This window comes from Glaciimonas soli (assembly GCF_009497155.1).
Taxonomy (GTDB): domain Bacteria; phylum Pseudomonadota; class Gammaproteobacteria; order Burkholderiales; family Burkholderiaceae_D; genus Glaciimonas; species Glaciimonas soli.
Window position 1 is genome coordinate 230747 of sequence record NZ_WINI01000009.1, and the last position, 24803, is coordinate 255549.

At 48.4% G+C, this 24803-nt stretch carries 22 protein-coding genes and 1 pseudogene; 15 read left to right on the forward strand and 8 right to left on the reverse strand.

Annotation, left to right across the window (positions count from 1 at the left end; all coding sequences use genetic code 11):
- The first annotated feature begins 58 nt into the window (after positions 1-58).
- Positions 59-1714, forward strand: a complete 1656-nt coding sequence (gene groL, locus GEV47_RS17775; protein WP_153236126.1) for a chaperonin GroEL — start codon at positions 59-61, stop codon at positions 1712-1714.
- Between the two features lie 239 nt (positions 1715-1953).
- Positions 1954-2553 carry a hypothetical protein gene (locus tag GEV47_RS17780; RefSeq protein WP_153236127.1) on the forward strand — a complete coding sequence of 200 codons (600 nt, stop codon included), beginning with the start codon at positions 1954-1956 and terminating at the stop codon, positions 2551-2553.
- Positions 2554-2748: 195 nt separating this feature from the next.
- Here the strand turns inward: GEV47_RS17780 and GEV47_RS17785 are convergent, their stop codons facing one another.
- The gene (locus GEV47_RS17785; RefSeq protein ID WP_153236128.1) at positions 2749-3984 is read right to left on the reverse strand and encodes an MFS transporter; all 1236 of its coding nucleotides are present in this window, start codon (positions 3982-3984) and stop codon (positions 2749-2751) included.
- A gap of 266 nt (positions 3985-4250) precedes the next feature.
- Between GEV47_RS17785 and GEV47_RS17790 the strand changes: the two genes are divergently transcribed.
- From GEV47_RS17790 to GEV47_RS17820, 7 genes are all read left to right on the forward strand, one after another.
- Positions 4251-4832 carry an RNA polymerase sigma factor gene (locus GEV47_RS17790; protein WP_153236129.1) on the forward strand — a complete coding sequence of 194 codons (582 nt, stop codon included), beginning with the start codon at positions 4251-4253 and terminating at the stop codon, positions 4830-4832.
- A 14-nt stretch (positions 4833-4846) separates the two neighbouring features.
- On the forward strand, positions 4847-5167 hold the full coding sequence (locus GEV47_RS17795) for a hypothetical protein (protein WP_153236130.1): 321 nt from the start codon (positions 4847-4849) through the stop codon (positions 5165-5167).
- Positions 5164-5463 (forward strand): 4Fe-4S dicluster domain-containing protein, encoded by a 300-nt coding sequence (locus tag GEV47_RS17800; RefSeq protein ID WP_153236131.1) that lies wholly within the window; start codon positions 5164-5166, stop codon positions 5461-5463. Before GEV47_RS17795 ends, GEV47_RS17800 begins: the two co-directional genes overlap by 4 nt.
- Positions 5464-5478: 15 nt before the next feature.
- Positions 5479-6735: an MFS transporter gene (locus tag GEV47_RS17805; protein ID WP_153236132.1), complete on the forward strand. Its 1257-nt coding sequence runs from the start codon at positions 5479-5481 to the stop codon at positions 6733-6735.
- Positions 6736-7027: 292 nt separating this feature from the next.
- Positions 7028-8080: a methionine ABC transporter ATP-binding protein gene (locus tag GEV47_RS17810; RefSeq protein WP_153236133.1), complete on the forward strand. Its 1053-nt coding sequence runs from the start codon at positions 7028-7030 to the stop codon at positions 8078-8080.
- Positions 8070-8723 carry a methionine ABC transporter permease gene (locus GEV47_RS17815; RefSeq protein WP_153236134.1) on the forward strand — a complete coding sequence of 218 codons (654 nt, stop codon included), beginning with the start codon at positions 8070-8072 and terminating at the stop codon, positions 8721-8723. Before GEV47_RS17810 ends, GEV47_RS17815 begins: the two co-directional genes overlap by 11 nt.
- Before the next feature lie 163 nt (positions 8724-8886).
- Positions 8887-9687, forward strand: a complete 801-nt coding sequence (locus tag GEV47_RS17820) for a MetQ/NlpA family ABC transporter substrate-binding protein (RefSeq protein WP_153236135.1) — start codon at positions 8887-8889, stop codon at positions 9685-9687.
- A 66-nt stretch (positions 9688-9753) separates the two neighbouring features.
- Here GEV47_RS17820 and GEV47_RS17825 read toward each other — a convergent pair whose 3' ends face one another.
- The 5 genes and pseudogenes from GEV47_RS17825 to GEV47_RS17845 all read right to left on the reverse strand — a co-directional run bounded on the left by GEV47_RS17825 (position 9754) and on the right by GEV47_RS17845 (position 15454).
- Positions 9754-11022, reverse strand: a complete 1269-nt coding sequence (locus GEV47_RS17825; RefSeq protein ID WP_194270707.1) for a cytochrome-c peroxidase — start codon at positions 11020-11022, stop codon at positions 9754-9756.
- Between the two features lie 254 nt (positions 11023-11276).
- Entirely contained in the window at positions 11277-12554 is a 1278-nt protein-coding gene (locus tag GEV47_RS17830) for an alkaline phosphatase family protein (protein WP_153236136.1), read from the reverse strand.
- A gap of 134 nt (positions 12555-12688) precedes the next feature.
- Positions 12689-13645 (reverse strand): ribosome biogenesis GTPase YlqF, encoded by a 957-nt coding sequence (gene ylqF / locus GEV47_RS17835; protein WP_153236137.1) that lies wholly within the window; start codon positions 13643-13645, stop codon positions 12689-12691.
- A gap of 150 nt (positions 13646-13795) precedes the next feature.
- Positions 13796-14014, reverse strand: a pseudogene (locus tag GEV47_RS17840) (M55 family metallopeptidase); the annotation flags it as partial.
- Between the two features lie 27 nt (positions 14015-14041).
- Positions 14042-15454: an MFS transporter gene (locus tag GEV47_RS17845; protein ID WP_153236139.1), complete on the reverse strand. Its 1413-nt coding sequence runs from the start codon at positions 15452-15454 to the stop codon at positions 14042-14044.
- A gap of 127 nt (positions 15455-15581) precedes the next feature.
- Here GEV47_RS17845 and GEV47_RS17850 point away from each other — a divergent pair, with 127 nt between their 5' ends.
- The gene (locus GEV47_RS17850) at positions 15582-16454 is read left to right on the forward strand and encodes a LysR family transcriptional regulator (protein WP_153236140.1); all 873 of its coding nucleotides are present in this window, start codon (positions 15582-15584) and stop codon (positions 16452-16454) included.
- On the opposite strand, the gene GEV47_RS17855 is transcribed toward GEV47_RS17850, so the two are convergent.
- On the reverse strand, positions 16451-17401 hold the full coding sequence (locus tag GEV47_RS17855; RefSeq protein WP_153236141.1) for a histone deacetylase family protein: 951 nt from the start codon (positions 17399-17401) through the stop codon (positions 16451-16453). The two genes, GEV47_RS17850 and GEV47_RS17855, sit on opposite strands and share 4 nt — an antisense overlap.
- 147 nt (positions 17402-17548) lie before the next feature.
- On the opposite strand from GEV47_RS17855, the gene GEV47_RS17860 reads away from it, so the two are divergent.
- The 4 genes from GEV47_RS17860 (at position 17549) to mltB (ending at position 23086) form a co-directional block, all read left to right on the forward strand.
- Complete coding sequence (locus tag GEV47_RS17860; protein ID WP_153236142.1) at positions 17549-18475, forward strand: AAA family ATPase; 927 nt, start codon at positions 17549-17551, stop codon at positions 18473-18475.
- A gap of 223 nt (positions 18476-18698) precedes the next feature.
- Complete coding sequence (locus GEV47_RS17865) at positions 18699-19700, forward strand: DUF58 domain-containing protein (RefSeq protein WP_153236143.1); 1002 nt, start codon at positions 18699-18701, stop codon at positions 19698-19700.
- Positions 19701-21875 (forward strand): transglutaminase TgpA family protein, encoded by a 2175-nt coding sequence (locus GEV47_RS17870; protein WP_228124788.1) that lies wholly within the window; start codon positions 19701-19703, stop codon positions 21873-21875.
- 35 nt (positions 21876-21910) lie between these two features.
- Positions 21911-23086, forward strand: a complete 1176-nt coding sequence (gene mltB / locus GEV47_RS17875) for a lytic murein transglycosylase B (RefSeq protein WP_228124789.1) — start codon at positions 21911-21913, stop codon at positions 23084-23086.
- 62 nt (positions 23087-23148) lie between these two features.
- Here the strand turns inward: mltB and GEV47_RS17880 are convergent, their stop codons facing one another.
- Positions 23149-23685 carry a YaeQ family protein gene (locus GEV47_RS17880; protein WP_153236144.1) on the reverse strand — a complete coding sequence of 179 codons (537 nt, stop codon included), beginning with the start codon at positions 23683-23685 and terminating at the stop codon, positions 23149-23151.
- Positions 23686-23792: 107 nt separating this feature from the next.
- On the opposite strand from GEV47_RS17880, the gene GEV47_RS17885 reads away from it, so the two are divergent.
- Positions 23793-24359 carry a DUF1415 domain-containing protein gene (locus tag GEV47_RS17885; RefSeq protein WP_153236145.1) on the forward strand — a complete coding sequence of 189 codons (567 nt, stop codon included), beginning with the start codon at positions 23793-23795 and terminating at the stop codon, positions 24357-24359.
- The last annotated feature ends 444 nt before the right edge of the window (positions 24360-24803 follow it).

Consider the following 24803-nt stretch of genomic DNA (forward strand, 5'->3'; position numbering starts at 1 on the left):
ATCGCGAATTTAATCTTTCGTTGATCACTCGAATTCTATCTATTCAGGAGAAACAAACATGGCAGCAAAACAAGTAATTTTCGGCGATGACGCTCGCTCAAAGATCGTTAACGGCGTTAACATTTTGGCAAATGCAGTTAAAGTAACTTTAGGCCCTAAAGGTCGTAACGTTATTTTGGAACGCAGCTTCGGCGCGCCAACAGTCACTAAAGACGGTGTTTCAGTCGCTAAAGAAATCGAACTGAAAGACAAGCTGGAAAACATGGGCGCGCAGTTGGTTAAAGAAGTCGCTTCCAAAACTTCTGACAACGCTGGTGACGGTACAACTACTGCTACTGTGTTGGCACAAGCTATCGTTCGCGAAGGCTTCAAATACGTTTCAGCTGGCTTCAACCCAACTGACCTGAAGCGCGGTATCGACAAAGCTGTTGTCGCCATCGTTGCTGAAGTTAAAGCACTGTCTAAGCCAACAACTACTAGCAAAGAAATCGCTCAAGTTGGTTCGATCTCTGCTAACTCTGACACCGATATCGGTGAAATCATTGCCAAGGCAATGGACAAAGTTGGTAAAGAAGGCGTGATCACTGTTGAAGATGGCAAATCGTTGGAAAACGAATTGGACATCGTTGAAGGTATGCAATTCGACCGTGGCTATCTGTCACCGTACTTCATCAACAACCAAGAAAAACAAGTTGTTGCGCTGGAACAGCCATACATCCTGTTGTTCGACAAAAAAATCTCCAACATCCGTGATCTGCTGCCGGTATTGGAACAAGTCGCTAAATCTGGCCGTCCACTGCTGATCGTTGCAGAAGACGTTGAAGGTGAAGCATTGGCTACTCTGGTCGTCAACAACATCCGTGGCATCTTGAAAACAGCTGCTGTTAAAGCACCTGGTTTCGGCGATCGTCGCAAAGCAATGCTGGAAGATATCGCTATCTTGTCCGGTGGCGCTGTAGTTGCTGAAGAAGTTGGTCTGACTTTGGAAAAAGTCACTCTGGAACAACTGGGCCAAGCTGCTCGCGTTGAAATCAGCAAAGAAAACACCACTATCATCGACGGTGCTGGTCAAGCTATCGCTATCGAAGGCCGCGTTAAACAAATTCGCGCGCAAATCGAAGAAGCAACTTCAGACTACGACAAAGAGAAATTGCAAGAGCGCGTTGCCAAATTGGCAGGCGGTGTTGCATTGATCAAAGTCGGTGCTGCAACTGAAGTTGAAATGAAAGAGAAAAAAGCCCGCGTTGAAGATGCATTGCACGCAACACGTGCAGCGGTTGAAGAAGGCGTTGTGCCAGGCGGCGGCGTTGCGTACCTGCGCGCACGTGCGAACGTTAAAGATCTGAAAGGCGACAACGCTGATCAAGATGCTGGTATCAAAATCGTTCTGCGCGCTATCGAAGAACCATTACGTCAAATCGTATCGAACGCTGGCGATTCCCCAGACGTTGTGATCGCTAAAGTATTGGAAGGCAAAGGTAACTTCGGTTACAACGCTGCTAACGGTACTTACGGCGACATGATCGATCAAGGTATCTTGGATCCAGCGAAAGTAACGCGTTCTGCATTGCAAAATGCAGCATCTGTTGCTGCTCTGATCCTGACTACTGATGCTTTAGTTGCTGAACTGCCAGAAGATGGTAAATCTGCTGGCGGCATGGGCGGCGGGATGGGTGGTATGGGCGGCATGGGTGGCATGGACGGCATGATGTAATAAATTGATCGTGCAGAATCACCGCACGATCACACCGCACTGTCTAGGCATCTTTTTTTATTGATGTCTGATATTTGCGAAAAAAGCCCGCAGCAATGCGGGCTTTTTTATTGCTGGAATAGTTATCAAAAATTTATTAAGCAAATAAGATAGCGCTATCTGTTAGAATATTTCAGCTTGGCAACACGATCACTTGTCATTTCCATTCAGGGCGCTTAGACGAACCAAAGGGGGGTGTGATGAACAAACGCATGCAGGTTTCTCTCATGGTGTGGTGTTTAGCCGTTGTTTTGCAGCCCCTGCAGGGGTTCGCGCAGGAAAATATAGCCGCTGCCTCGACTGCTATCGTCCCGCACACTTCCTCTGAGCGAGATGGTCAACACGATTTTGACTTCGAGATAGGCACTTGGAAAATTCACCTGTCACGCCTTCTCCACCCCTTAACCGGATCGACATCCTGGGTACAATTTGACGGTACTTCCACCACTAGGAAAGTGTGGAATGGACTCGCTAATATTGAGGAGTTTGAAACCGATAGCCCAACCGGCCACATCGAAGGTTTGACTCTGCGCCTATACAATCCGCAATCGCATCAGTGGAGCCTGTATTGGGCCAACAGCAGAAATGGCGCTATGGGCGGCCCACCCAACGTCGGTGAGTTCAACAATGGACGCGGCGAATTTTACTCCCAAGATACCTTTAATGACAAAACTATCCTGGTTCGGTATGTCTGGTCGAACATTACGGCCAATTCGGCGCACTTTGAACAAGCATTCTCAGCTGATGGCGGCAAGTCCTGGGAGGTAAACTGGGTTACCGATCAGAAGCGAGTGCAATGAATAACAAGCAGCCATGCCTGCTACTTAAAAAAATAGTCACTAAGTAATTCAGAATAACTGATTTGAAAATATCCGCCGTCATTCCCGCGAACGCGAGGACGACGATAATTTTCAAATCAGTATTTGATACTACTTAGCATCAAAACTAGCCCCTATCGATCAAACATGATCTGGCTCAGCATCAAAAACCCGATGCTATCGCCCTCGCATAAACAATATAACGCCACCAATTGCAGCGACGATCTGTGAAATTAACAGGATAAAAAAGCCGGATGAAACTTTACCGTAATGCGTCATCACCACGCCCATCAGCACGGGAACGCAAGCTGAGAAAAAATTGCCAACGCCGTTAATCAATCCATAGGTACTTCCCACCGCAGATCGCTTGGCATAATGTTGTATCAGCGTTGGAATCGCGCTTCCCTGTGCGCCCCAAAATGCATTCGCGGCCAACATGAAAAAAGCCGTCGCCCAAATTGCTTCGCTGTGAATGATGCCCCAAATACTTAAGGCTGCAGCTATGCCACCAAACACAAACACCAATGGCGCTTTGTATGGTGGCATTCGATCTAACCACACACCACCGGCATATTTCGCAGCGATGCTGATGATAAAAGGCAAGGACGAAAAAATCCCCATCTGCTTCAGAGAAAAATGCTTTTCATCGATCAAATATGCCGGTAACCAGGAAGTCGTTCCCCATAAATAACTGAGTGTCGCCATTTCAATCACCATAATCCACATCAGCATCGGCGTTTGCCACGCAATGACAAAAGTACTCCAGACACGCTGGGCCACCGACGTGTTGGATGTAGTGGATGCGCTAACCTGACTTGGCTGCGATGGCGAAGATCGCTTGGGCTGAATGAACAATAAAACAAATGACAAACCGATCAGGAGATTCACTGCTGTCAGCACATAAAAAGTGGCATGCCAGCCTAAATGCGTCATCAGCAAAGTAATCAGCGGAAAGCCAATCGCCAAACCCAAAGAAACACCGATAGCGGTCACTGCATTTGGTTTGCCATATTCATGGTGTGAAAAATGATCGCTGATGTACATGGTTTTTAACGAGAACAACGGTCCTTCCGCGATACCCAGCAACGTCCGTGCCATCAGCAGCAATAGTAAGGATCCCGTTAATGGCGAAACCGCCGTAAGCAAAGCCCAGGCAAGCACGCTCCATATCAATCCCTGGCGATAACCTAATAACGTTTCCAGCCAGGGCGTTAAAAACATGGCCGAAATACCATAACCTAACAGGAATACCGTCATCAAAGCACCTTGCCAGCTGCGATCTCCCTGCAAATTGAAATGTGCTAAAAATTCCGGATTGACTAACATGACGGCGACATTTATACGGTCAATATAGGCAATGGTAACAAGCAACAACAAGGTGATGACGCCCCACCAACGATTGGGATTTGACATAGGATTTCTTTCTGCTTGCATCAATTGATGGGACTTGGGAATGCTGATAAATATTGAGGTGTGAAACCAGTAATATTTGCGTCTTTCATGATATCAAAAATGAAACCAGCCTTACATTAAATTGTCGCTGCAACGCATGACAAAGATCGGGATATACGCAAACCGGGTGTTTGCAATGGTGTACTGTTAGTTTCCTGTTTGATTATCTTTATAAGAAAATTTTCGTTTCCCCACAATATTTTTAATTGTGAAACGTCTTCAATAGTATGAGCCCACCGAACAGCCCGAATCCGTTGACAGATCAAGACAGAGACATCACCGCGACTGTTTTGCGTGAGCGGGTCAAACTCGGCAATTTCATACTGCGTCGCGTGCGCGATCCAACCGAGGCTGACGATATTTTGCAGGATGTTTTTCAGGAGTTCGTGCAGGCATATCGCCTTCCCGCACCGATCGAACAGGCGAGTGCCTGGTTGTTCCGTGTCGCGCGCAATCGCATCATAGACCGCTTTCGCAAAAAGAAAGAGCAACAGATCAGCGAGACAGACGACGATGTAGATGATGCAGAGAGCGAGTATCGGCTCGATCTTGTTCTGCCAACGCTCGATGCAGGACCTGAGGCTGTGTATGCGAGGTCAGTATTACTCGAAGAATTGCAGCTAGCCATAGCCGAGCTGCCAGAAAATCAGCGCGATGTCTTCATCGGACATGAACTCGATGGACTCAGTTTTAAAGAAATGGCAGCGCAAAGCGGTGTCGCTGTGAATACCTTGTTGGCGCGCAAACGCTACGCAGTGCTGTTTTTGCGTAGCCGTTTGCAAACGGTATACGACGAATTTGACTTATAAAGAAGGAGAAAGAAATGGATTTCAGAGCAAGAAAATTAGCTAAAGTAATATTCATAGTCGTGGCTGCTGCAGCACTTGGCGCCGCTGTCATGTTGCTATGGAATTTAGTCATGCCAGGATTGTTCGTTGGCAGCCGTCAGATTGATTACTGGCATGCGGTCGGTTTGTTAGTTCTCTGCCGCATCCTGTTTGGAGGATTCCGTGGACACGTTGGCTGGCATGGTCGTCATCAGCATTGGCAAAAATGGCAAGAGATGACACCTGAAGAACGCGAACAATTTCGCAAACACCGCCCATTCCCGCGCAGAAGAGGTGAGGAACGAGGCGAGCAATGAACTCGAGCAAAACGGCGATAGCCAGCTGCAAACAGGAGCCAGGAATAATCGTTCCGATCATCAACCTGACGCGTTGCGAAGGCAAAGGCGATTGTGTCGATGTCTGCCCAGAGAACGTGTTTCAGGTTAGACGTATCGACGATAGCGATTACCAAAGTCTGAACCTGTTACATAAATTCAAGTTACGCGTGCACGGGGTGAAGGTTGCTTATACGCCCAACGCCGATGCATGTCGGGCATGTGGCTTGTGCGTCAGCGCTTGCCCTGAACATGCCATCACACTCACTCGCCTTTGAACCGACAACCAACATATGAAGCCAGCCACCACATCCGCACCACCCCAGTTTTCTCGCTATCAGAAGTACGTTGTCGGCATGCTAGCGTTCCTGCAGTTCGCCGTCATTCTCGATTTCATGCTGATGTCGCCGCTCGGTGCCGTGATCATGCCGGCACTGAACATCGGTCCGAAACAGTTCGGATTAGTCGTCTCCGCTTACGCTTTCAGTGCCGGCGTATCGGGATTGTTAACGGCAGGCTTCGCCGACCGTTTCGATCGTAAAAAAATTCTATTGTTCTTCTATACCGGCTTCATCATCGGGACATTATGGTGCGGGCTGGCACAAAGTTTTGAAGCCCTGCTGCTGGCACGCATCGTCACAGGACTGTTCGGTGGTGTTATCGGCTCGGTCGTACTTGCTATCGCGACCGATCTGTTTCCACTGCAAATGCGTGGCCGCGTGATGGGCTTGATCCAAACCGCTTTCGCCGCCAGCCAGATTATGGGTATTCCCATCGGTTTATATCTATCCAATCAATGGAATTGGCATGCGCCGTTTTTGGCGATGGCCGCTCTGGGCCTGTTCGGCGGTCTGTTCGTCGCCTGGCGCATGCAGCCGGTTGCCGCTCACCTTGCCGTACCTCAGGAACATAGTCCGTGGATGCATCTGTTTCACACGGTGACCGAGCCACGCCACTTGATTGCTTTCGCGACGACAGCGTTGTTGACCACCGGCGGCTTCATGTTGATGCCATTTAGCAGCGCCTATATTGTGGACAACCTTGGCATCAGTCTGCACAGCCTGCCCACGGTTTATCTGATCACGGGGCTATGCACAATTTTCTTCGGCCCCATGATCGGGAAGGCTACCGATACCTTCGGCAAATTCAGAGTGTTTGCGCTAGGCACGACGGTCACTATCATCATGGTGCTGATTTATACCCACCTTGATTCCATCTCTCTTCCTGTTCTAATCATTATCAATGTCCTGATGTTTGCAGGAATTTTTTCGCGCATGATTCCATTCCAGGCGCTGGTATCATCGGTGCCGATTGCCACGCAGCGCGGCTCCTTTAACGCCATCAGTGCCTCCATCCAGCAACTGTCAGGTGGCATCGCCGCTGTCGTTTCTGGCCACATCGTCACGCTCGGGGCAGATGGCAAGCTTCAGCACTTTGACGTTGCCGGTTACGTAGTTGTTGGAACATCGCTGGCAGCGTTAACGCTGGTCTGGTTCCTGCAGCGTGGCTTGGCAAATAGAGTTGTACCGCAAAATGCCCCGGCCTTATAAACCTCGCATTGCAGAATCAATGGTATGAGTGATTTGTTGGCAACTAACTGCAACAAATACCTGATATCGAATCGACATCAAAAGTAAAAAAGGCCGCTATACGCGGCCATTTACTTTTCCATTGGCAACATTACTGCACTTATGTGCAAAAGTAATAAGTACACAATACAAAGATACTTTTACGCATAAGTAAAATATTATAGAATCAAGTCTTACATAAAAATTACATAGGCGGCACATTGTCGAAAGCTAGACAATTTGCTGCTTTTTTTATTTGGACTTTTATTTTTCCATGATCAAAATACAAGCAGTGACACAGCGCTTTAAAGGCGCGAACGGTGCCGCCGTTGATGCGGTCAAGGATGTTGATTTAATCATCAACAAGGGCGAGATTTTTGGCATTATCGGGCGCAGTGGCGCGGGCAAAAGCACCTTGGTGCGAACACTTAATCTGTTGAACCGCCCTACTGCCGGAAAAATCATCATTGATGGCAAAGATCTGACCGCATTGAATGCCGGACAGCTACGAGAAGCGCGGCGCGAGATCGGGATGATTTTCCAGCACTTCAATTTGCTTTCTTCACGCACCGTGTACGACAACATTGCACTGCCGTTGGAATTAGCGGGTATGTCAAAAACTGAGATCAACGCCAAAGTAACACCCTTACTGGAATTGGTCGGGCTGACGGCATTGAAAGATCGTTATCCAGCACAAATCAGCGGCGGTCAAAAACAGCGTGTTGGTATTGCGCGCGCATTGGCGAATGATCCTAAAGTGTTACTGTCGGATGAAGCGACTTCGGCGCTGGATCCAGAAACTACGCGTTCAATTTTAGAGCTGCTGCAAAAAATCAATAAAGAACTCGGTTTGACTATTGTGCTGATCACGCATCAGATGGAAGTGATCAAGCAAATTTGTGATCGTATGGCGGTGATGGAAGCTGGTGAAGTGATTGAGCACGGTCAGGTTATCGACATATTCCGCTCACCCAAACATCCGGTCACACGCTCCATGATCGGTGACGTGATTAGTCAGGAGTTACCGAGCGGCGTTTTGCAACGCCTTCGCGCGCAATTAGAAAAAAGTGATGCGAGTGAAGGTACCGACCACTTGTTCCGTTTAGCGTTTATTGGTGACAGTGTCAGCCAGCCGCTGCTGTCTGAAGTGGTACGGAAATTCAATCTGGACTTCAGCATTTTGCATGGTCAGATTGATGAAATTCAAGGTCAGGCGTTTGGCTCGCTGGCGATTCTCGCCAATGGCAGCAGCACCGACATCGCTGCAGCAATGGCTTATTTGAATGCACAGGGCGTCACCGTTGAGGAGTTGAATCATGTCATCTGAAATGCTGGATTTATTTATCTCGTCGTTCGGCGAAACCTTGATGATGGTTGGAATTTCGGGTGTGCTCGGCGCGTTGATCGGTATCCCATTGGGAATTGCGGCCCACTTAACCGGGCGCGACGGTGTTTTGCCGAATCTGGCATTTAATCGGATTGCCGGGCTGATCATCAATGCGGTGCGCTCGACACCGTTCATTATTCTGTTGGTTGCAGTGATTCCCTTCACACGTTTTTTTGTAGGCACATCCATCGGTACGGCCGCAGCGATTGTGCCGCTGACCATTGCCTCTGCTCCTTTCATTGCGCGTCTGGTTGAAACTGCGTTGCGTGAAGTTGATCGTGGTTTGATCGAAGCAGCACAAGCGATGGGCGCAACTACGTGGCAAATCGTTTATAAAGTTCTGATTCCAGAAGCATTTGCAGGCATCGTCGCTGGTTTAACGATTACCTTTGTTAGTCTGGTCGGCTATTCTGCGATGGCAGGAGCGATTGGTGGTGGCGGTTTGGGCGATCTCGCCATTCGTTACGGTTATCAGCGTTACATGCCGGAAATCATGTGGACGGTTGTGATTATTTTGATTGTATTTGTGCAGTTGGTACAAACCTTCGGCGATATATTGGTACGTCGTTTGAGTCATAAATAATGTTGAGCAAGGCCAATCAATCATTTTAAAAATTCCCTTGTCATTCCCGCGAACGCAGGGATGACGGCGGTATTTTTCAAATCGCGTATTTGGCATTACGTATGTCCCTACAATCTCAGTGACCGATCAACATCTGAAATTCACATTTTTAAAAAGGAAGAAAATGAAACGCACAACCTTCATTCGTATTGTTGCTGGTCTGGGTATTGCTGCCAGTTTAGTGTCTACCGCAGCGTTCGCACAGGACAAACCGATCAAAATCGGCGTCACCGGTGGTCCTCACGCTGAGATTTTTGAAGTCGTAAAAAAAGTGGCGGCTAAAGACGGCTTGAATATCAAGATCATTGAATTCAGCGATTATATTCAACCGAACGCCGCTTTGGCTGCCGGTGATTTGGATGCCAATAGCTATCAACACTTGCCTTATCTGGAAGCGCAAATAAAAGATCGCGGTTACAAGTTCAGCAACGCCGGTTACACCATCACCTTCCCTATGGGCGTGTATTCGAAAAAAATAAAGTCACTGAAAGATTTGAAAGATGGCGCACGGATTGGTATTCCTAACGACCCTACCAATGGTGGCCGTGCATTGTTGCTGTTGCAAACACAGGGTCTATTGAAGTTAAAAGCAGGCGCTGGCTTGAAAGCGACACCGTTAGATATCGCCGAAAATCCTAAGAAACTGAAGATTGTGGAGATCGATGCCGCGCAATTACCACGCTCATTAGATGATCTGGATGCCGCAGCAATCAATGGCAATTACGCCGAATCTGCCGGTCTGGATCCAACCAAGGATGGCATTGCAATTGAAGCCGCACGCAGTCCGTATGCCAACGTGATCGCAGTGCGTACTGCCGATAAAGACAAACCCTGGGTTGCCAAACTGATCAAGGCATATCACAGCCCGGAAGTAAGACAATTTGTGATTACCAAGTATAAAAATTCTGTTATTCCTGCCTGGTAAAAATAAAAACCGACTGTGTTGCTGAGACACAGTCGGTTTTTTTTGATTCTGCATTCACACTAACTACTATCGCTTTTTTGGCACGCTATAACCATCATTGAGCGTCTTCAAAAAAGCAATCACCTCATTAATCTCCGCCGCATTCCATGCCGGCTTATCTCCCTTTTTCCGCGTCAATGGCTCGTCCACAATATCGACGTTGGCGCGTAAAGCAGGTGGCAGATCGTTGAATTTATCTATGCCGCCGTCTTTATTCTTTGGATACCATTTCTCTGGATTGGTATCGCGCTGCACATAAAATTCCAGCGTTTCTTTTAGTGTTGAGAAGCGGCCGTTATGAAAAAAAGCACCGCGGGTTGCAACGTTACGTAGCGTCGGTGTTTTGAACATGCCGCAAAACGTTTTGTCGGATTGCTGATCTTTGCGTAGTGGTCCGCACAAACCCATATCGTAATAACTGGCATCCTTGTTGGCTGGAATTTTGTTATTACGTGGCACACCGATGGCTTCAAACTGGTGATTAGTGAACAAAGGATGTGAACCGTCAGCGCCGCTTTCCAGCGTGTGACATGAAGTGCAATTGCCGCCCTTGGGATCGACAAACAATTTCAAACCGCGCTCTTCTTGCGTTGACAGCTTCACTTTGTCATCCAGATAAGCATCGAATTTACTGGTGAATGGATAGAAGCTGGGGTCGTGCAATTCAAACTGTTCGATCGCCTTCATCGCTTGCGCATAGGCCTGCTGCTTATTGGTAAAAATAGTGGCACCAAACACTTTCCTGAAATCTTCTGCGTAGCTGGCACGGGTTAATTTATCTACCACCGCTTCGATACTGGGATTGGCCATTTCATCCGCATTCAACAACGGGAAACCGGCTTGCTGCGATAATTTATTGAAGCGCCCGTCCCAGCCGAAGCCACCGAACGGCGGACTATCGGTTTCGGTGATGCGCTCGACGAAACTGCTGGCGCGCTCTTTATACCAGATCGGCGTTTGATTCAGATGATAGGCCAATGACGGCGCAGCACGACTGCCGAGCGATGCCATATGCGGACCGCCAAGCTGTACAGACAAGTTGTTGGGTGGTGCATAGGCATGTTTGGGATCGTGACAGCTGGCGCAGGATATGCGGCCTGATGCGGACAAACTTTGATCAAAAAATATTTTCTTGCCTAATGCAATGGTCGCTGCTGTCGCTGCAGCATCTGACATTTTTGGGGCAGCCTGGATTACTGCTACAGGCTTTTCAACCGTGGTTGCTGCTTGTGCCTGCCATCCGTTTACACCGACGCTTAAAATCAACGTGAACGCCAACAAGGAGATAGCCTTCATACTTCTTTTCATCAAGACTCAACCGTAAAAATGGTTCATGTAAGTAATACCAAATAAGCGATTTAAAAATAACCTCGTGATTCCCACGAACGCGGGGACGACGATAATTTTCAAATCGCTTATTTTGAATTACTGAAAGCATAAAGCCTTCTGAACACGACTCAGATCCCATTCAGTGATCCAAACCCGCTATCAGAAGGCGCTGCGCAGTTCCGAAATCATCATCGGCTTTGCGCTGATTCTCTTACTAAAAATTAACTATGTGATGCCGGTGCTGTATAAATATCAGAGCCAAAGCCAACCAATCCAGTTTGTCCGGCGTAACCTAAATAACCCAGCTGGAAGATATCTTCGATACTTTTCAACAGAGAATAATGGTTGTACGGCGTGCTGGAAACCGTGCCTGGCTTAATAAACTGTGACAACAATACAGCGCCAGTATTGTCACCACCGAAATTACCGTAAGTGATGCTATAGCCTGGAGCTAACGCTTCTGTAATCGGGCGAACTGACAGGTTTGGACCAGGTTGTTGATTACAACAGGCGGTGCCGGTGAAAGCGACACTGTAGGCATGCGTCGTCGGGTTGACGGTAATACTGGCGTATGAGCTCTCATCAAAATTGATAATCAACAGACCGTCTTGTTTATAAGCTGGTGATGCGGTGATGATAGGTACCCATTTTTGCAAGAACGCATCAGCCGAAACCAAACCGCCCGGACGACCGTCTACGCATGGTGAATCATGACCGTCATCACATAAGCTTGGTGTGATAAATGTCAGATTGGCAGTCGTGTTCACTGCTTTCAAATCCTGCTGCAATGCATTCAGATTGACCACATTTTGCGCGCAACCGGCGCTGTCGATAATCGAATGGAAGTACATGAAAGGGTTATGACGCGTAGCGTATTGATCGCCCAAAGGAACCGCTGTACTTGGCGCTTCTGCAATTTGTGTTTTGTCTTGCGTATTCAGGGTTGGATGACCGCAAGTGACACTTTCGCGTGTCGGGTCATTGCCCATGTCGCCCATATAGCCTTTCCATGTATAACCAGCAGCGGTCAATTGGTCAGGTAAAGTTTTGACGGCAGCTGGAAACACGCAACCACTACCTTGTGGCAAACCGTCAGCAGTGGTGCCGGTTTGTGCGAAATCCTGGTAAATCTGGCAATCCGATGCCGTTTGATTGGTCGCTGGCTGACCACTGATCATCGCTATGTAGTTATCCAGACTGACGTGCCCTGTACCGTAATATTGAGTCAGTTGCGCACCTTGTTTGGTCAAGGTCTGTGACAGATAAGGGGCTTTTGATGCCGCACCAAAAGTTGTGGCGTAGTTCTCGTTTTCTAAGGTGATGACAAATACGTGGCGAATACTCTGCGTAGTCGCGGCTACGCTGAAGTTAGTCGCGCCGGAAGCACTAGGAGTAGCAGCGGTTCCACTCCCGCTACCGCCGCTACAAGCGGCCAATATGGTAGTTACTAAAAACAAAAAGAAAGCCGACATGGCTTTCTTTGGCGTTATTTTAAACATGCTAATCCCTCGGTTTATGGTAAAAATTTAACCAAAGAATTATGCTGAGGAAATATTACTGGACGATGAAATAGCGTATTTAATAAACAAGAGAAATGTATTTTCTCTTTATACAAAAAATAGCCTATTCAAACTTATTCAATCTCCCGCGGAGGATTAAATCGCAACTCTTCAGCAGCTGCAGCGGCGGCTTCGTCAAGTTTTGCCTGTTGTTTATCCAATTGTTCTTGCTGATGCTGAGCTAATGCCACTGCGCGGCTCTGTGGCGTTTCGAGTGAGATCCTGCCAAGAGCGCCGGTACGAAAATCTTGCAGCAAGGTGTGTGCCGCTTTTTCGAAATCGAAATCCCCACCTTTGAGACGGAAACCGCGACGGCTGGCAACGCCTTCAATCACGCTGACGCCATCAATTCCTTCAGTTTTCATGCCATAACGGGCGGTCAGCAAAGCTGGATATCGCTGCACTAAAACATCGGCCAGAAACGTGGCAATTTCTTCTTCGATTAACGCGTTGACGCCAACCGCATGGCTGACGGCCAGCATCATGCCGTCGCTAGGCAAAGCGATCTTAGGCCATAACATTCCAGGTGTATCGATCAGCACCATGTTCTTATTCATGTATAAGCGCTGCTGCACTTTGGTCACCGCAGGTTCATCACCAACTGCAGCAACACGTTTTTTCAATAACGCGTTCATCAAAGTGGATTTGCCGACGTTTGGGATTCCCATAATCATCATGCGTAGCGGTTTGAGCGGCGTGCCACGATGCGGTGCCAATGCCAATGCCAAATTCGGTACTTTGAGCACGTCGGACGGCTTTTTGCAGCTGAGAGCAACCGCGTGTACGTCTTTCTGGCCGTTGTAATAATTAATCCAGGCCTGCGTCGCAACCGGGTCGGCAAGGTCACTCTTATTCAGAATTTTGAGACAGGGACGCTGACGAAACAGACGCAACTGTTCAATCATAGGATTGCAGCTGGCTTGCGGGATGCGAGCATCGAGTACTTCGATGATCATATCGACCTTTTCCATGGCTTCCGCCGCCTTTTTGCGGGCGGCGTTCATGTGGCCGGGGAACCATTGTATGGACATGCGTAATTCTTCTTTAATACGGATAAGACGCTATTGTACGGATTTGTGGTGTTGATCTCGATTTTTCCGTGCAACTTCTCCGTTTTTTCCGCTACTTTGCCCTTCGTTCAGCATAATTTGGCACTAATTTTGTTTATTTATTAATTATTCTCACGCCCTCAACATAAAAGACATCGCTGACAAGCTGTTCAATATACGTACGGCATATTGCACTGACGGCGCATTAAACGCGACAGTGACGCGATCACGCCGACTGAGCATTGGCAATTGACAAAATAAATCTGCTAACGCTGGGCTTTGTGTCTGCAGTCTGCAGCTAATTGGCGGTTGCAAAATAGATGGCGAGGCTATTGCCATTTTGGCGACTGCTGCTTGCGAATCTGGGCCAATAATTAATTATGCCTTGTTGACCGTCACGATATAGCGCATCACCAACAGCAAAGCCACTGCATATACCGCAGCAATAAAACCATACGCAAGCATTGTGCGAGTTCCCCATTCAGGGAAAGTGTGCAAAATCGCACCTATGATGGCAACACCGACCAACGCGCCGATTTGGCGATTAGCATTCAGTGTGGCGGCAGCGCTATTGGCGTGGCTGCGGCCTGCCACTTGCATCACGGCGGTAGTCATCGCCGGTATCGCAATGCTGACACCAAAGTTGGCACAGGCGGTACCTACGGCAAATAACCAATAGGCAGTCTGCGTTGTCAGCACCATCAGCATGGCTGAAAAAAGTGCTCCTACACTTAACCCCAACAACATCGATAAGCGCGCGCCATGACGTGCGGTAATGCGTCCGGACAAAAGATTACCGGCAAAAATTACCACCATCATCGGCAGCATTTGTATGCCGGTATGCAGTGCATCGGCAGCTCGGGCTTGCTGTAAAAACAGGCTGACAAAAAATATCTGTCCGTAGACACCAAAACTCAGCAGAAAACCGATTCCATTCGCAGCAGCGAACAGTGGCGTAGCAAACAAAGCACGTGGCAATAAAGGTTTTGCGCTATTGCGTTCACGCACAATCAACAGACAAAGTGCCGAGAAAACGACTAAAGTGGCGACGACGATAGGCATTGAAGTCCAACCGTAAGTTGGCCCTTGTATCAGCGTAAAACTCAATGCTGCCAGCATGACAATTCCAAGCGCATGACTGCCAATCGTCAATTCACGCGGCTGTTTCGGCGCTGTGGGAAGCACTTTATAAGCCATAACAAAACCCAACAAGCCTATCGGTATATTGATCAAAAACACACTGCGCCAGCCAAAGGAATGAATCAGCACACCGCCTACCAGCGGACCAATGGCAGCGGCGCTGCTGACTATTGCAGACCAAATACCCAACATATGCGCACGGACACGATCATCCCGATATATATGCGCCATCAAACTCAATGAACTGGGCATAAAAAACGCCGCGCCCAAACCCTGGAACAACCTTGCCGCTACCAGCAAGTTGCCATTGGGCGCCATGCCACATAACAGTGACGCCAATACAAACAACAACAAACCTATTAGATAAATATTTTTAGCGCCATAGCGATCCGCCAGAGCGCCACCGACCAGCAACATGGCGGCAAAAGTCAAGGTGTATCCATCCACAATCCAGACCAGCATGGTCAACGGCGTCGCCAAACTTTCCTTAATCGACGATAAGCCAACATTGACCACCGTGACGTCCAGCATCGCCATCACAAATCCGATTGCCAACGTCATCAACGGCAACAAGCCGGTGATTTGGGGCGCGGCGATGGTGGAGTTTTGTATCGGTACGGGTAGCGCAAGATTTCTGCTTTGCGTGGTCATGATGATTTCCCTTTAGGGACAATAAAATCGTCATTCTAGGACTATTGCGCACTGCAATATATAGGCATAATCTCAGCACTGCGATGCAAAAATGCATCACATAAATTGGAGCGAAAGCGAGAGCATCATGGACTGGGACAATGCACGTATTTTTCTGGCAATACATCGTGTTGGAACGTTGCGCGGCGCAGCCGAACAATTGCTAATAGATCAAGCCACAGTCGGGCGACGCCTGGCAGCAATGGAACAGGAATTGGGAGCACGCTTGTTTTTGCGCACTTCGGCCGGTTACGTGGCGACGCCCGCAGGTGAATTGGCCGTTACCGGTATTGAAAAAATGGAGCAAGGTGCAGACCAGTTACTGCGGCAAATGCAAGGTATAGACGAGCGCTTATGTGGCGAAGTAAAAATCGCGGCGACCGACACCACAGCGCGACATTTTTTGATGAGCGCATTCCAGAAACTGCACAGCAAACACCCTTCCATTCACGTGAAGCTGACCACTGCAACGCATGTATCCAATCTAAGCAGACGAGAAGCCGATCTGGCAATACGCAACATCCGCCCCACCAGTCCGGATTTGATTTCACGCCATTTAAAAAAAATGGCAACAGGTTTATATGCCTCTAAAACCTATTTGAACCTCCGAGGTGAGCCGGAAATGGGCACCGCTTTACGAGGACATGACGTGGTAACTTATCAGCGCGCAGTAGTGCCATCTCCTTATAATCACACCGCTATGTGTGGACTATCCAGTGCCAATGCGCATGTGACGATAGAAGTTAACTCCGGCTTAATGATGGTAGAGGCAGTACGTGCCGGTTTAGGTATCGGTGAATTGCCAACGCACTTAGGCGATGTCGAGCCAGACTTGCAACGCATATGGCCGGAACTGTCCTCGCCGTATGACATGTGGCTGGTACTGCATAGCGATTTGAACCGCACCGCACGGGTCCGCGCAGTGGTCGATGCGATTGTGGAGGCTTATGAAAGCGCTTAGATTCCCGCCAGCACCTTAACATGCGCGACCACACTACGCCCCAGCGCCGATAGGTTATATCCGCCCTCAAGAAAACTGACTATCCGTCCCTGCGAATATTGCTTCGCCACCTGCATGACCTGCGCTGTGAGCCACGCATAATCGTCTTCGACCAACTTCATTTGCGCCATATCATCTTCTCGGTGCGCATCAAACCCCGCTGAGATAAATATCATCTGCGGTTGATGTGCTTGCAAGGCGGGTAGCCATTTTTCCTGCGCCAGTTGGCGCACCACGTCACCACCACTATAGGCCGGAACCGGCAGGTTGATCAAATTGCCGGGAGCTGCTTCGGTGCCGCTAAACGGATAAAACGGATGTTGGAAAAAACTCGTCATCAACACGCGAGGTTCGTGCAAAAAAGCTTCTTCTGTGCCATTGCCATGATGAACGTCAAAATCAACAATGGCGACCCGCTGCAAACCATGTACTTCCATCGCATGGCGCGCAGCAATCGCAATATTATTAAACAGGCAAAACCCCATCGGTGCCACATGTGTCGCATGATGTCCCGGTGGACGAATAGAGCAAAACGCGTTCTCCAATTCACCGTTCATGACGGCATCGGTAGCAGACAGTGCTGCGCCAACCGCCCGCAGCGCCGCCTGCCAGCTGTATTGATTCAGCAAGGTATCGGCATCGAGCGGATAGTAATTCTCACCGCTTTTTTTCAACGCAAGTGAATGATCACGTACCAGTGCAATCGCTTCTTCACTATGTACGCGTCTGATCGCGGTGATCAAGTCGGCTTCGGCTACATCAGGTATTTCACGCAAATCCAGCCATTGGTCAATGCGACTGGAGATCAATTGGTCTTCTATCGCTTGCAGACGCTCTGGCGACTCAGGATGCCACGCGCCCATTTCGTGCAGCTTGCAATCAGGATGGGTATAAACAGCGGTTGTCATTTTATTTTTTGCTGATTTGAAATTGTTTGTGTTGATCTGTGATTATTGCAGCTTGTCGTCGCTTAGAATGTGTAAGTGTAACCAAGAAATTAAAACCTGCAGCCCCTTACCTTATTTACAACCTCACACATACTTAAAAAATCACCCATGTTCACCAAAATCCACGCCGTCGCCAAACAAATCAATCAAATCGTCGTCGGTAAGGAACAGCAAATTCGACAAGCATTAGTCTGTTTGCTGGCCGGTGGCCATTTGCTGATTGAAGATGTTCCCGGTGTCGGAAAAACTACCCTGGCGCATGCGTTAGCGATTTCGCTTGGAATGCGATTTAACCGCCTGCAATTTACCAGCGATTTGCTACCTGCGGACATTGTCGGTATTTCAGTGTTTGATCGTGAGAAAAATCAATTCGAGTTTCACCCGGGGCCGATCTTTACGCAAGTGTTATTGGCCGATGAAATTAATCGGGCAACCCCAAAAACCCAGTCTGCTTTGCTGGAAGCGATGGAAGAACGGCAGGTCACAGCAGAAGGTCAAACCCGCGATTTATCAGAACCATTCTTTGTGATTGCGACACAAAATCCAGCCCATCAAGTTGGCACGTTTGCTTTGCCAGAGTCGCAACTGGATCGTTTTTTAATGTGTTTATCACTGGGTTATCCCGATGCGGCAGCAGAGCGTGCACTGATGATGGGAGAAGATCGACGTACCCTGATCAAATCATTGCCGCGCGTGATGGAACCCAGCGAGTTATTGAGCGCACGTCAGGCATTAAAGCAAATACATACAGCACCGGCGTTAATTGACTATGTTCAGAGACTGGCGCAAACCTCGCGCCAAAACGGCATGTTTGCAGAAGGTCTCAGTCCACGTGCAGCTATCGCCCTGGTACAAGCAGCGCGCGCCTGGGCCGCATTGGAAGGCCGCAATCATGTGATTCCAGAAGACGTGCAAAACGTCTTGATTCCAGTCGCAGCACATCGTTTGCGTCCATTGAAATCACGTCATGAGAATGGTGTGGTGCTTGGTAGTCGTGATCTCGTATTGCAGTTATTGAAATCGGTTTCAGTTTGAGTGAAGTAAGCCACAAATAGATTTGAATTTTAGATGCAAGTTCAGCAAGCAACGTTCTCACTGTCATCCCCGCGAACGCGGGGATCCGCCTTACGTTAACTTGGATTCCCGCGTTTGCGAGAATGACGATGGTTTTCAAATTGATTGTTTGAGCTTACTTAGATTCCATCCTCCCAAGTGAGGAAGAGAGAACATAGCGGCAACATGATGGCAGAACAATAAAATGCTAAACAGGTTACAAAAAATACTTCCGTTCAAACTACCCTCCCGCTCGCACGCGGCCGAAACCGGTGAGGTTTTTCTGAGCCAGCGACGCGTGTACATCGTGCCGTCAGGGGCCGGTTTTGCATTTGCAGGAGTGCTGATTTTATTGTTCGTCGCCGCGATCAATTACAACCTCAGTCTCGGTTTTGCGCTGACTTTTTTGCTCGCATCCTGCGCCATCATCACCATGCATTTGACTTTTCGCAATCTCGCGTATCTGTATTTGAGCACTGGAAAAAAATCTCCGGTTTTTGCTGGTCAAACTGCCTTGTTTGAACTGCATCTGATCAACCGTCGTACCCATCCACGTTATGCAATCTGGCTCAAGTTTATTACTGCCGATTTACCACATATCGAGCAAGCAATCGACATCGCAGCTTCAACTTCTGCCAACGTTGTATTAGGCAGCAACACTTATGTGCGCGGTTGGCTGGCAGCGCCAAAAATACGATTGCAGACACGCTTTCCTCTGGGTTTGCTACGCGCCTGGAGTTACTGGCAACCGGATGCGCAAGTTCTTGTATACCCACAACCTGAAGCTCTCGACACAGCACCGGCATTACCAGTCAGCGCACAACAAAATGGCGAAGGCGATATGCAATCGGGCCACGATGATTTTGCTGGCGTACGCGCTTATCAGGCCGGCGACTCGCTCAAACATCTGGCGTGGCGACAAATGGCGAAATTAAACACGGATGAAAACAGCACATCATTTAGCACGCTATTGAGTAAGCAATTTGATGGTGGCGGCGCCAGCACATTGCTAATCGATTACTCTACCCTGCCGTACGCAATGGATGTCGAATCCAAATTATCACGCATGACGCGCTGGGTATTGGAAGCGGAAATGCGTGGTTTGCCTTATGCATTCAAGCTTGGTGACATTTTCTATGCGCCTGCCGTTGGCGCTCCGCATCAACGCGCCTGCTTGCAAGCATTGGCCTTATTTGATGAGGCATAAATGATGGCATACGCGAAACCCGATAGTGGATGGCGTGTCTGGTCGCACAAATTGTCGGCCTTGTCGCGTGAGAAAAACGATACCTTGCTATTGCTACTTGCCTGCACTTTCGTGCTACTTCCTCATGCACTGCACTTGCCGTGGTGGGCCTCTTTAACCTGCGCTCTACTATTATTTTGGCGGGCGGTGATCACAGTTCGCGGGCAGCGCTTACCCTCAATCTGGTTGTTGCTGCCACTGGCAATGACGACCCTGGCTGGCATTTATTTCACGACCCAGACTTTATTTGGCAGGGAAGCCGGCGTAACGGCGTTAGTGTTGCTGCTGACTTTTAAATTACTGGAAATGCGGGCGCGTCGCGATGCTTTTGTGGTGCTATTTCTCAGCTTCTTTTTGTTATTAACCACACTGTTTTATTCGCAATCCATCGCCACAGCCTTGCTGATCATCGCTACTTTGGCGTTGCTGTTGACGGCGCAGTTATCATTTCAATTTGCCACCATTGCACCCTCATTGATACAACGATTACGTATGGCGGGTTTTATTTTGGCGTTGGCCGTACCCCTTACTTTTGTTTTGTTTATCGCATTCCCCCGCATTCAGGGACCTTTATGGGGCTTACCGAGCGATGCCCACGGCGGACGTACTGGCCTGTCTGACAGCATGTCACCGGGGAATATTTCACAGCTAGCGCAGTCAGATGACGTTGCTTTCCACATCAATTTTTTTGATCCGCCGCCAACGCCAGATCTGCGCTATTGGCGCGGTGCGGTATTCGATCGTTTCGATGGACGGACTTGGACACAAGCGCCGCAGAAAGCGTCACCGCCATCAACTCACAATGCATCAAATACTGCATCAATTATTGCGCCCGAAAAAACTAGAATCCGGCAAAAAATCACCATGGAAGCAAGTGGCCAGCAGTGGCTATTTGCGTTAGAAACGCCAGTAGCCGCTCCGATATTGGAGGATGCTAACGGCAATAATCAAACGACCCTCACGCGCTATCATGAGATCGTGGCGGAGCATGTGATCAATGAACGACAACGCTATGATGTGACGTCCTATCTCGACGATCACCGCAATGATAGCCAAGCTCTCAACAATGCCAATGAAACAGATCAGAGTTTGGCGCAAGATTTAATTCTTCCCAACGACTACAACCCACGCACAATGGCATTTGCGACGGCCTTACGCCAACGGTATGGGGACAATACGGCACTGATTAACGCTGTCCTCCACTTCTTCCGTAATGAAAATTTTAGCTACACGTTAGATCCACCATTGTTAGGCAAAAACAGTGTCGATGATTTTTTGTTTTCTACCCGTGCCGGTTTTTGTGAGCATTATTCCAGCGCATTTGTCGTCTTAATGCGCGCGGCAGGCATTCCCGCCAGAGTCGTAACCGGCTATCAAGGCGGTGAAATTAACCCTATCGATGGCGTCATGGTGGTACGTCAATCCGATGCGCATGCATGGGCAGAAGTGTGGCTGCAGAATCGGGGTTGGACGCGAATTGACCCTACAGCCGCAGTCGCACCGAGCCGGATTCATTTACAGCGTCACGCTGAAGCACCGGCTAGCCTTTTAGGTGAATTATTCGATCTCGCGCCAGTACAAAATAGCTGGTGGAAAAAATTAATGGGAGCCCGTACGGATTTGCAAAATCGCTGGGATGCGATCAGCAACGGTTGGACACAATGGGTATTAAATTACACACCAGATCGGCAAAAAAATTTACTGCAGACGATACTAAAAGCATTCAATGTACAACATGCAGAACAATATGATGGTCGTCGATTGATATGGATGCTGTTAACGCTGATGCTGGCATTAGGGGCCGTTGCGCTTTGCGCAGTAATGCTGCCCTTGTTGCTCATTGCGCGAAAAACTGATCCGCTTGATGCGCTATACTCGGCCTTATGTAAACGTATGGCCAAAAACGGTTTGGCGAAAAAAGTGCATGAAGGACCGGCGACGTTTCGCCGCCGGCTCTGTGCACCTGATTCGCCGCTGTCGCCAACAGCCAAAGATGCAGTCGCACGCTTTTTAAAATTGTATGAATCCTTGCGATATGGAGAAACAACGGACGCGAAAACGAATGCAGGCAATGGCGCATCTTCAGCTGGCTACCAATTTAAAAAACTTAAATACTTATTATCACAATGCCGATAAATTTTTCCATCTCATCTAGCCTTTTACGTCCTCGGATGGCCGTCGCTCTCGCCATTACGATAATGACCAGCGCTTGTGCGGTCGACAATTCCAGAAAAACGTCTCCTGCGCCTCTCGCGCAACAACCTACGGTCGTTGGCGCTGTACCCAATGTACCGATGAGGAAAGATGTTGCGCCCACGTCACCTGACAGACTTATCCTTTCTAGCAATATTGATGAAAACGATAAGGGAGAATTTGCCAACTTCGGTCAATGGAAAGACGTCTCCGCCTTCATCGATCAGTTAGTCGCCAAAGACGGATTTACCCGGGCGGAGCTGGAAGCCGTTTTTAGCAAGACACGCTACGTTGAAAGTGCAGTCCGATTAATGCGGCCAGCGCCACCAGGAAAGACCAAAAACTGGCAGGCATATCGTGCCCGCTTCATTGAACCGGTGCGTATCAACGCTGGCGTGCAGTTCTGGAATACCTACGCCGATGCACTCAAACGTGCCGAAGCTGAATATGGCGTGCCAGCAGAAATCATTGTCGGCATCATTGGTGTAGAAACCGTTTACGGACGCAACACGGGCAATTTCCGTGTAATGGATGCCATCACCACTTTGGCTTTTGATTATCCCGACACTCCTACGCGTGATGCGCGTATGACGTTCTTCCGTGGCGAACTCGAAAACGCATTGTTATACGCGCGTGAATCACGCATCGATCCATTTTCGCTAAAAGGCTCTTATGCTGGTGCGATAGGCTTGCCGCAATTTATGCCGAGTAGCATACGTCAGTACGCGGTGGATTTTGATGGCACTGGCCAGATCGATTTGCGCAATTCGGCTGTCGACGCCATCGGCAGTGTCGCCCATTATTTGCAAGTGCATGGCTGGAAAAGAAACCTGCCGATCGTGTTCTCCGCTACTGTGGCCAGTGACACCAGCACTGAAGATCGCTGGAATGCTTACATCGGCCAAGGCCTGGAAGCCAAGTTTTCACTAGACGAATTAGTTGCTGCCGGTGTCATTCCATCCCCTGCGCTGGCGAATGCTGGCGCAAGTGGATTACGTTTTGGATTAGTGGATTTGCAAAACGGGAATGCGCCGACCGAGCATTGGTTGGGGACGGATAATTTCTTCGCCATCACCAAATACAATCGCAGCTTTTTCTATGCGATGTCAGTGGTCGATCTTGGCCGTGCGGTGCGGGCGGCGCGGGGATATTAGCGGGTAAAAAAATCGTAGGGGCACAAAAGGGGAAACCCTGCCGTGCCCTTTCGACACGACGTCTACTCTTTGAGCGTAGTCAAATCAATCTGCACCGTTTTATCCCCCGCATTCATCCAGGTTTGTCCATCCTGAATGGTGCATTGCAGTTTCATATTCCGCTCTGCCAATTGACTCAACCCGAAACTGGTATCCGATGGAATATTAATGACGCTGAGATTTTTGGCTCGCTCAACGCGATTGCTGAGTTGGTTCCACCAGATGTGACTGGTACTGCTGTAGCTATATACGATGACTTGCCTGGCGCGACCGCACGCTTTCATGATGCGTTTTTCATCGGGCTGGCCGACCTCTATCCATAAATCAATTGCACCAGTAAGATCTTTGTCCCATAAATCCGGCTCTTCAATATCAAATAGCCCTTTAGTAAACGCCAATCTTTCTGAAGCATGACGTGCGAAGGCAAAGAGCCGCACCATCATGCGCTCATCCGTTTCCGATGGATGACGTGCTATCGTCAACGCATGTTCTTGATAATAATGCCTATCCATATCGGAAATTTGCAGATCGGCTTTGAAAATGGTTGCTTTAAGTGCCATGATGCGAGGTATACAAGGTAAGTGAAAAATCTATAAGGTCGCAAGAATAACCTATAAGCTGCTTTCCTTTTAATTTGATTCCGTTGTAATCACCATTCAATCTATCTATGCCATCACAAATTACCCCATCCGACGACGACGTCATTGCCGACACTAAAATTTGGTTAGAGCGCGCAGTGATTGGCCTCAACCTTTGCCCATTCGCCAAAGCGGTGCATATTAAAAATCAAATTCGCTATGTCGTCAGCAAGGCGAAAAACGCCGATACCTTATACGCCGATTTGATGTCGGAACTTAAATTTTTACAAGCAAGCGATGCCGCATTGGTGGATACCACGTTATTAATCCATCCTTGGGCACTTAATGATTTTTTGGATTACAACGATTTCCTGGATCAAGCAGATGAGGCGGTTGAAGAGTGCGCACTCGAAGGAGAAATTCAGGTCGCCAGCTTTCACCCGGATTATCAATTTTCGGAAACAGAAATCGACGACATTACTAATTTCACCAATCGCTCTCCTTACCCGACCTTGCATCTCCTACGCGAAGCAAGCATTAGTCGTGCGGTAGAAGCATTTCCAGAAGCAGAGATGATTTTTGAAAAAAATATAGAGACCATGGAAAAATTAGGTCATGACGGGTGGCAAAATCTTAATTTAACAACACATTTATAAGGCAAACTTGAATTTTCCCTAATTATTTCATAGTGCAGCTGCTGGAAAATGTTGCTTGTTGTAAAATAAGATCATTAGCGCTATAGTTAGTGAAAAGCAATGTCGCTCTTAACAAGAAGTTGCCAAGTAGCATGCAATAATTGCTTGGACTTGTTACTCCTACGCAGCCAGTACGGCAAAGAGCAACAGCAACGAATTAACAGTTTTAGGTCATACTTAAAATTTAATATTAAGCTTTTGCAACTTAATTCTATAATTAGCAATCCAATCCCTACGTTGTTGCCGTAGTCCTAGGTTTACGTTGTGCCGCGAAGCATCAAAGATCTATTGGTTTTTTATTCAGTCTTACAGAGATTTGTTTCAATGTGTTTCTTTGTGATAAAAAAGCTCTCAGAATCGGTATAAAATAACACCACTTGCAACTTCGCTAATAAGCTGAAGGAT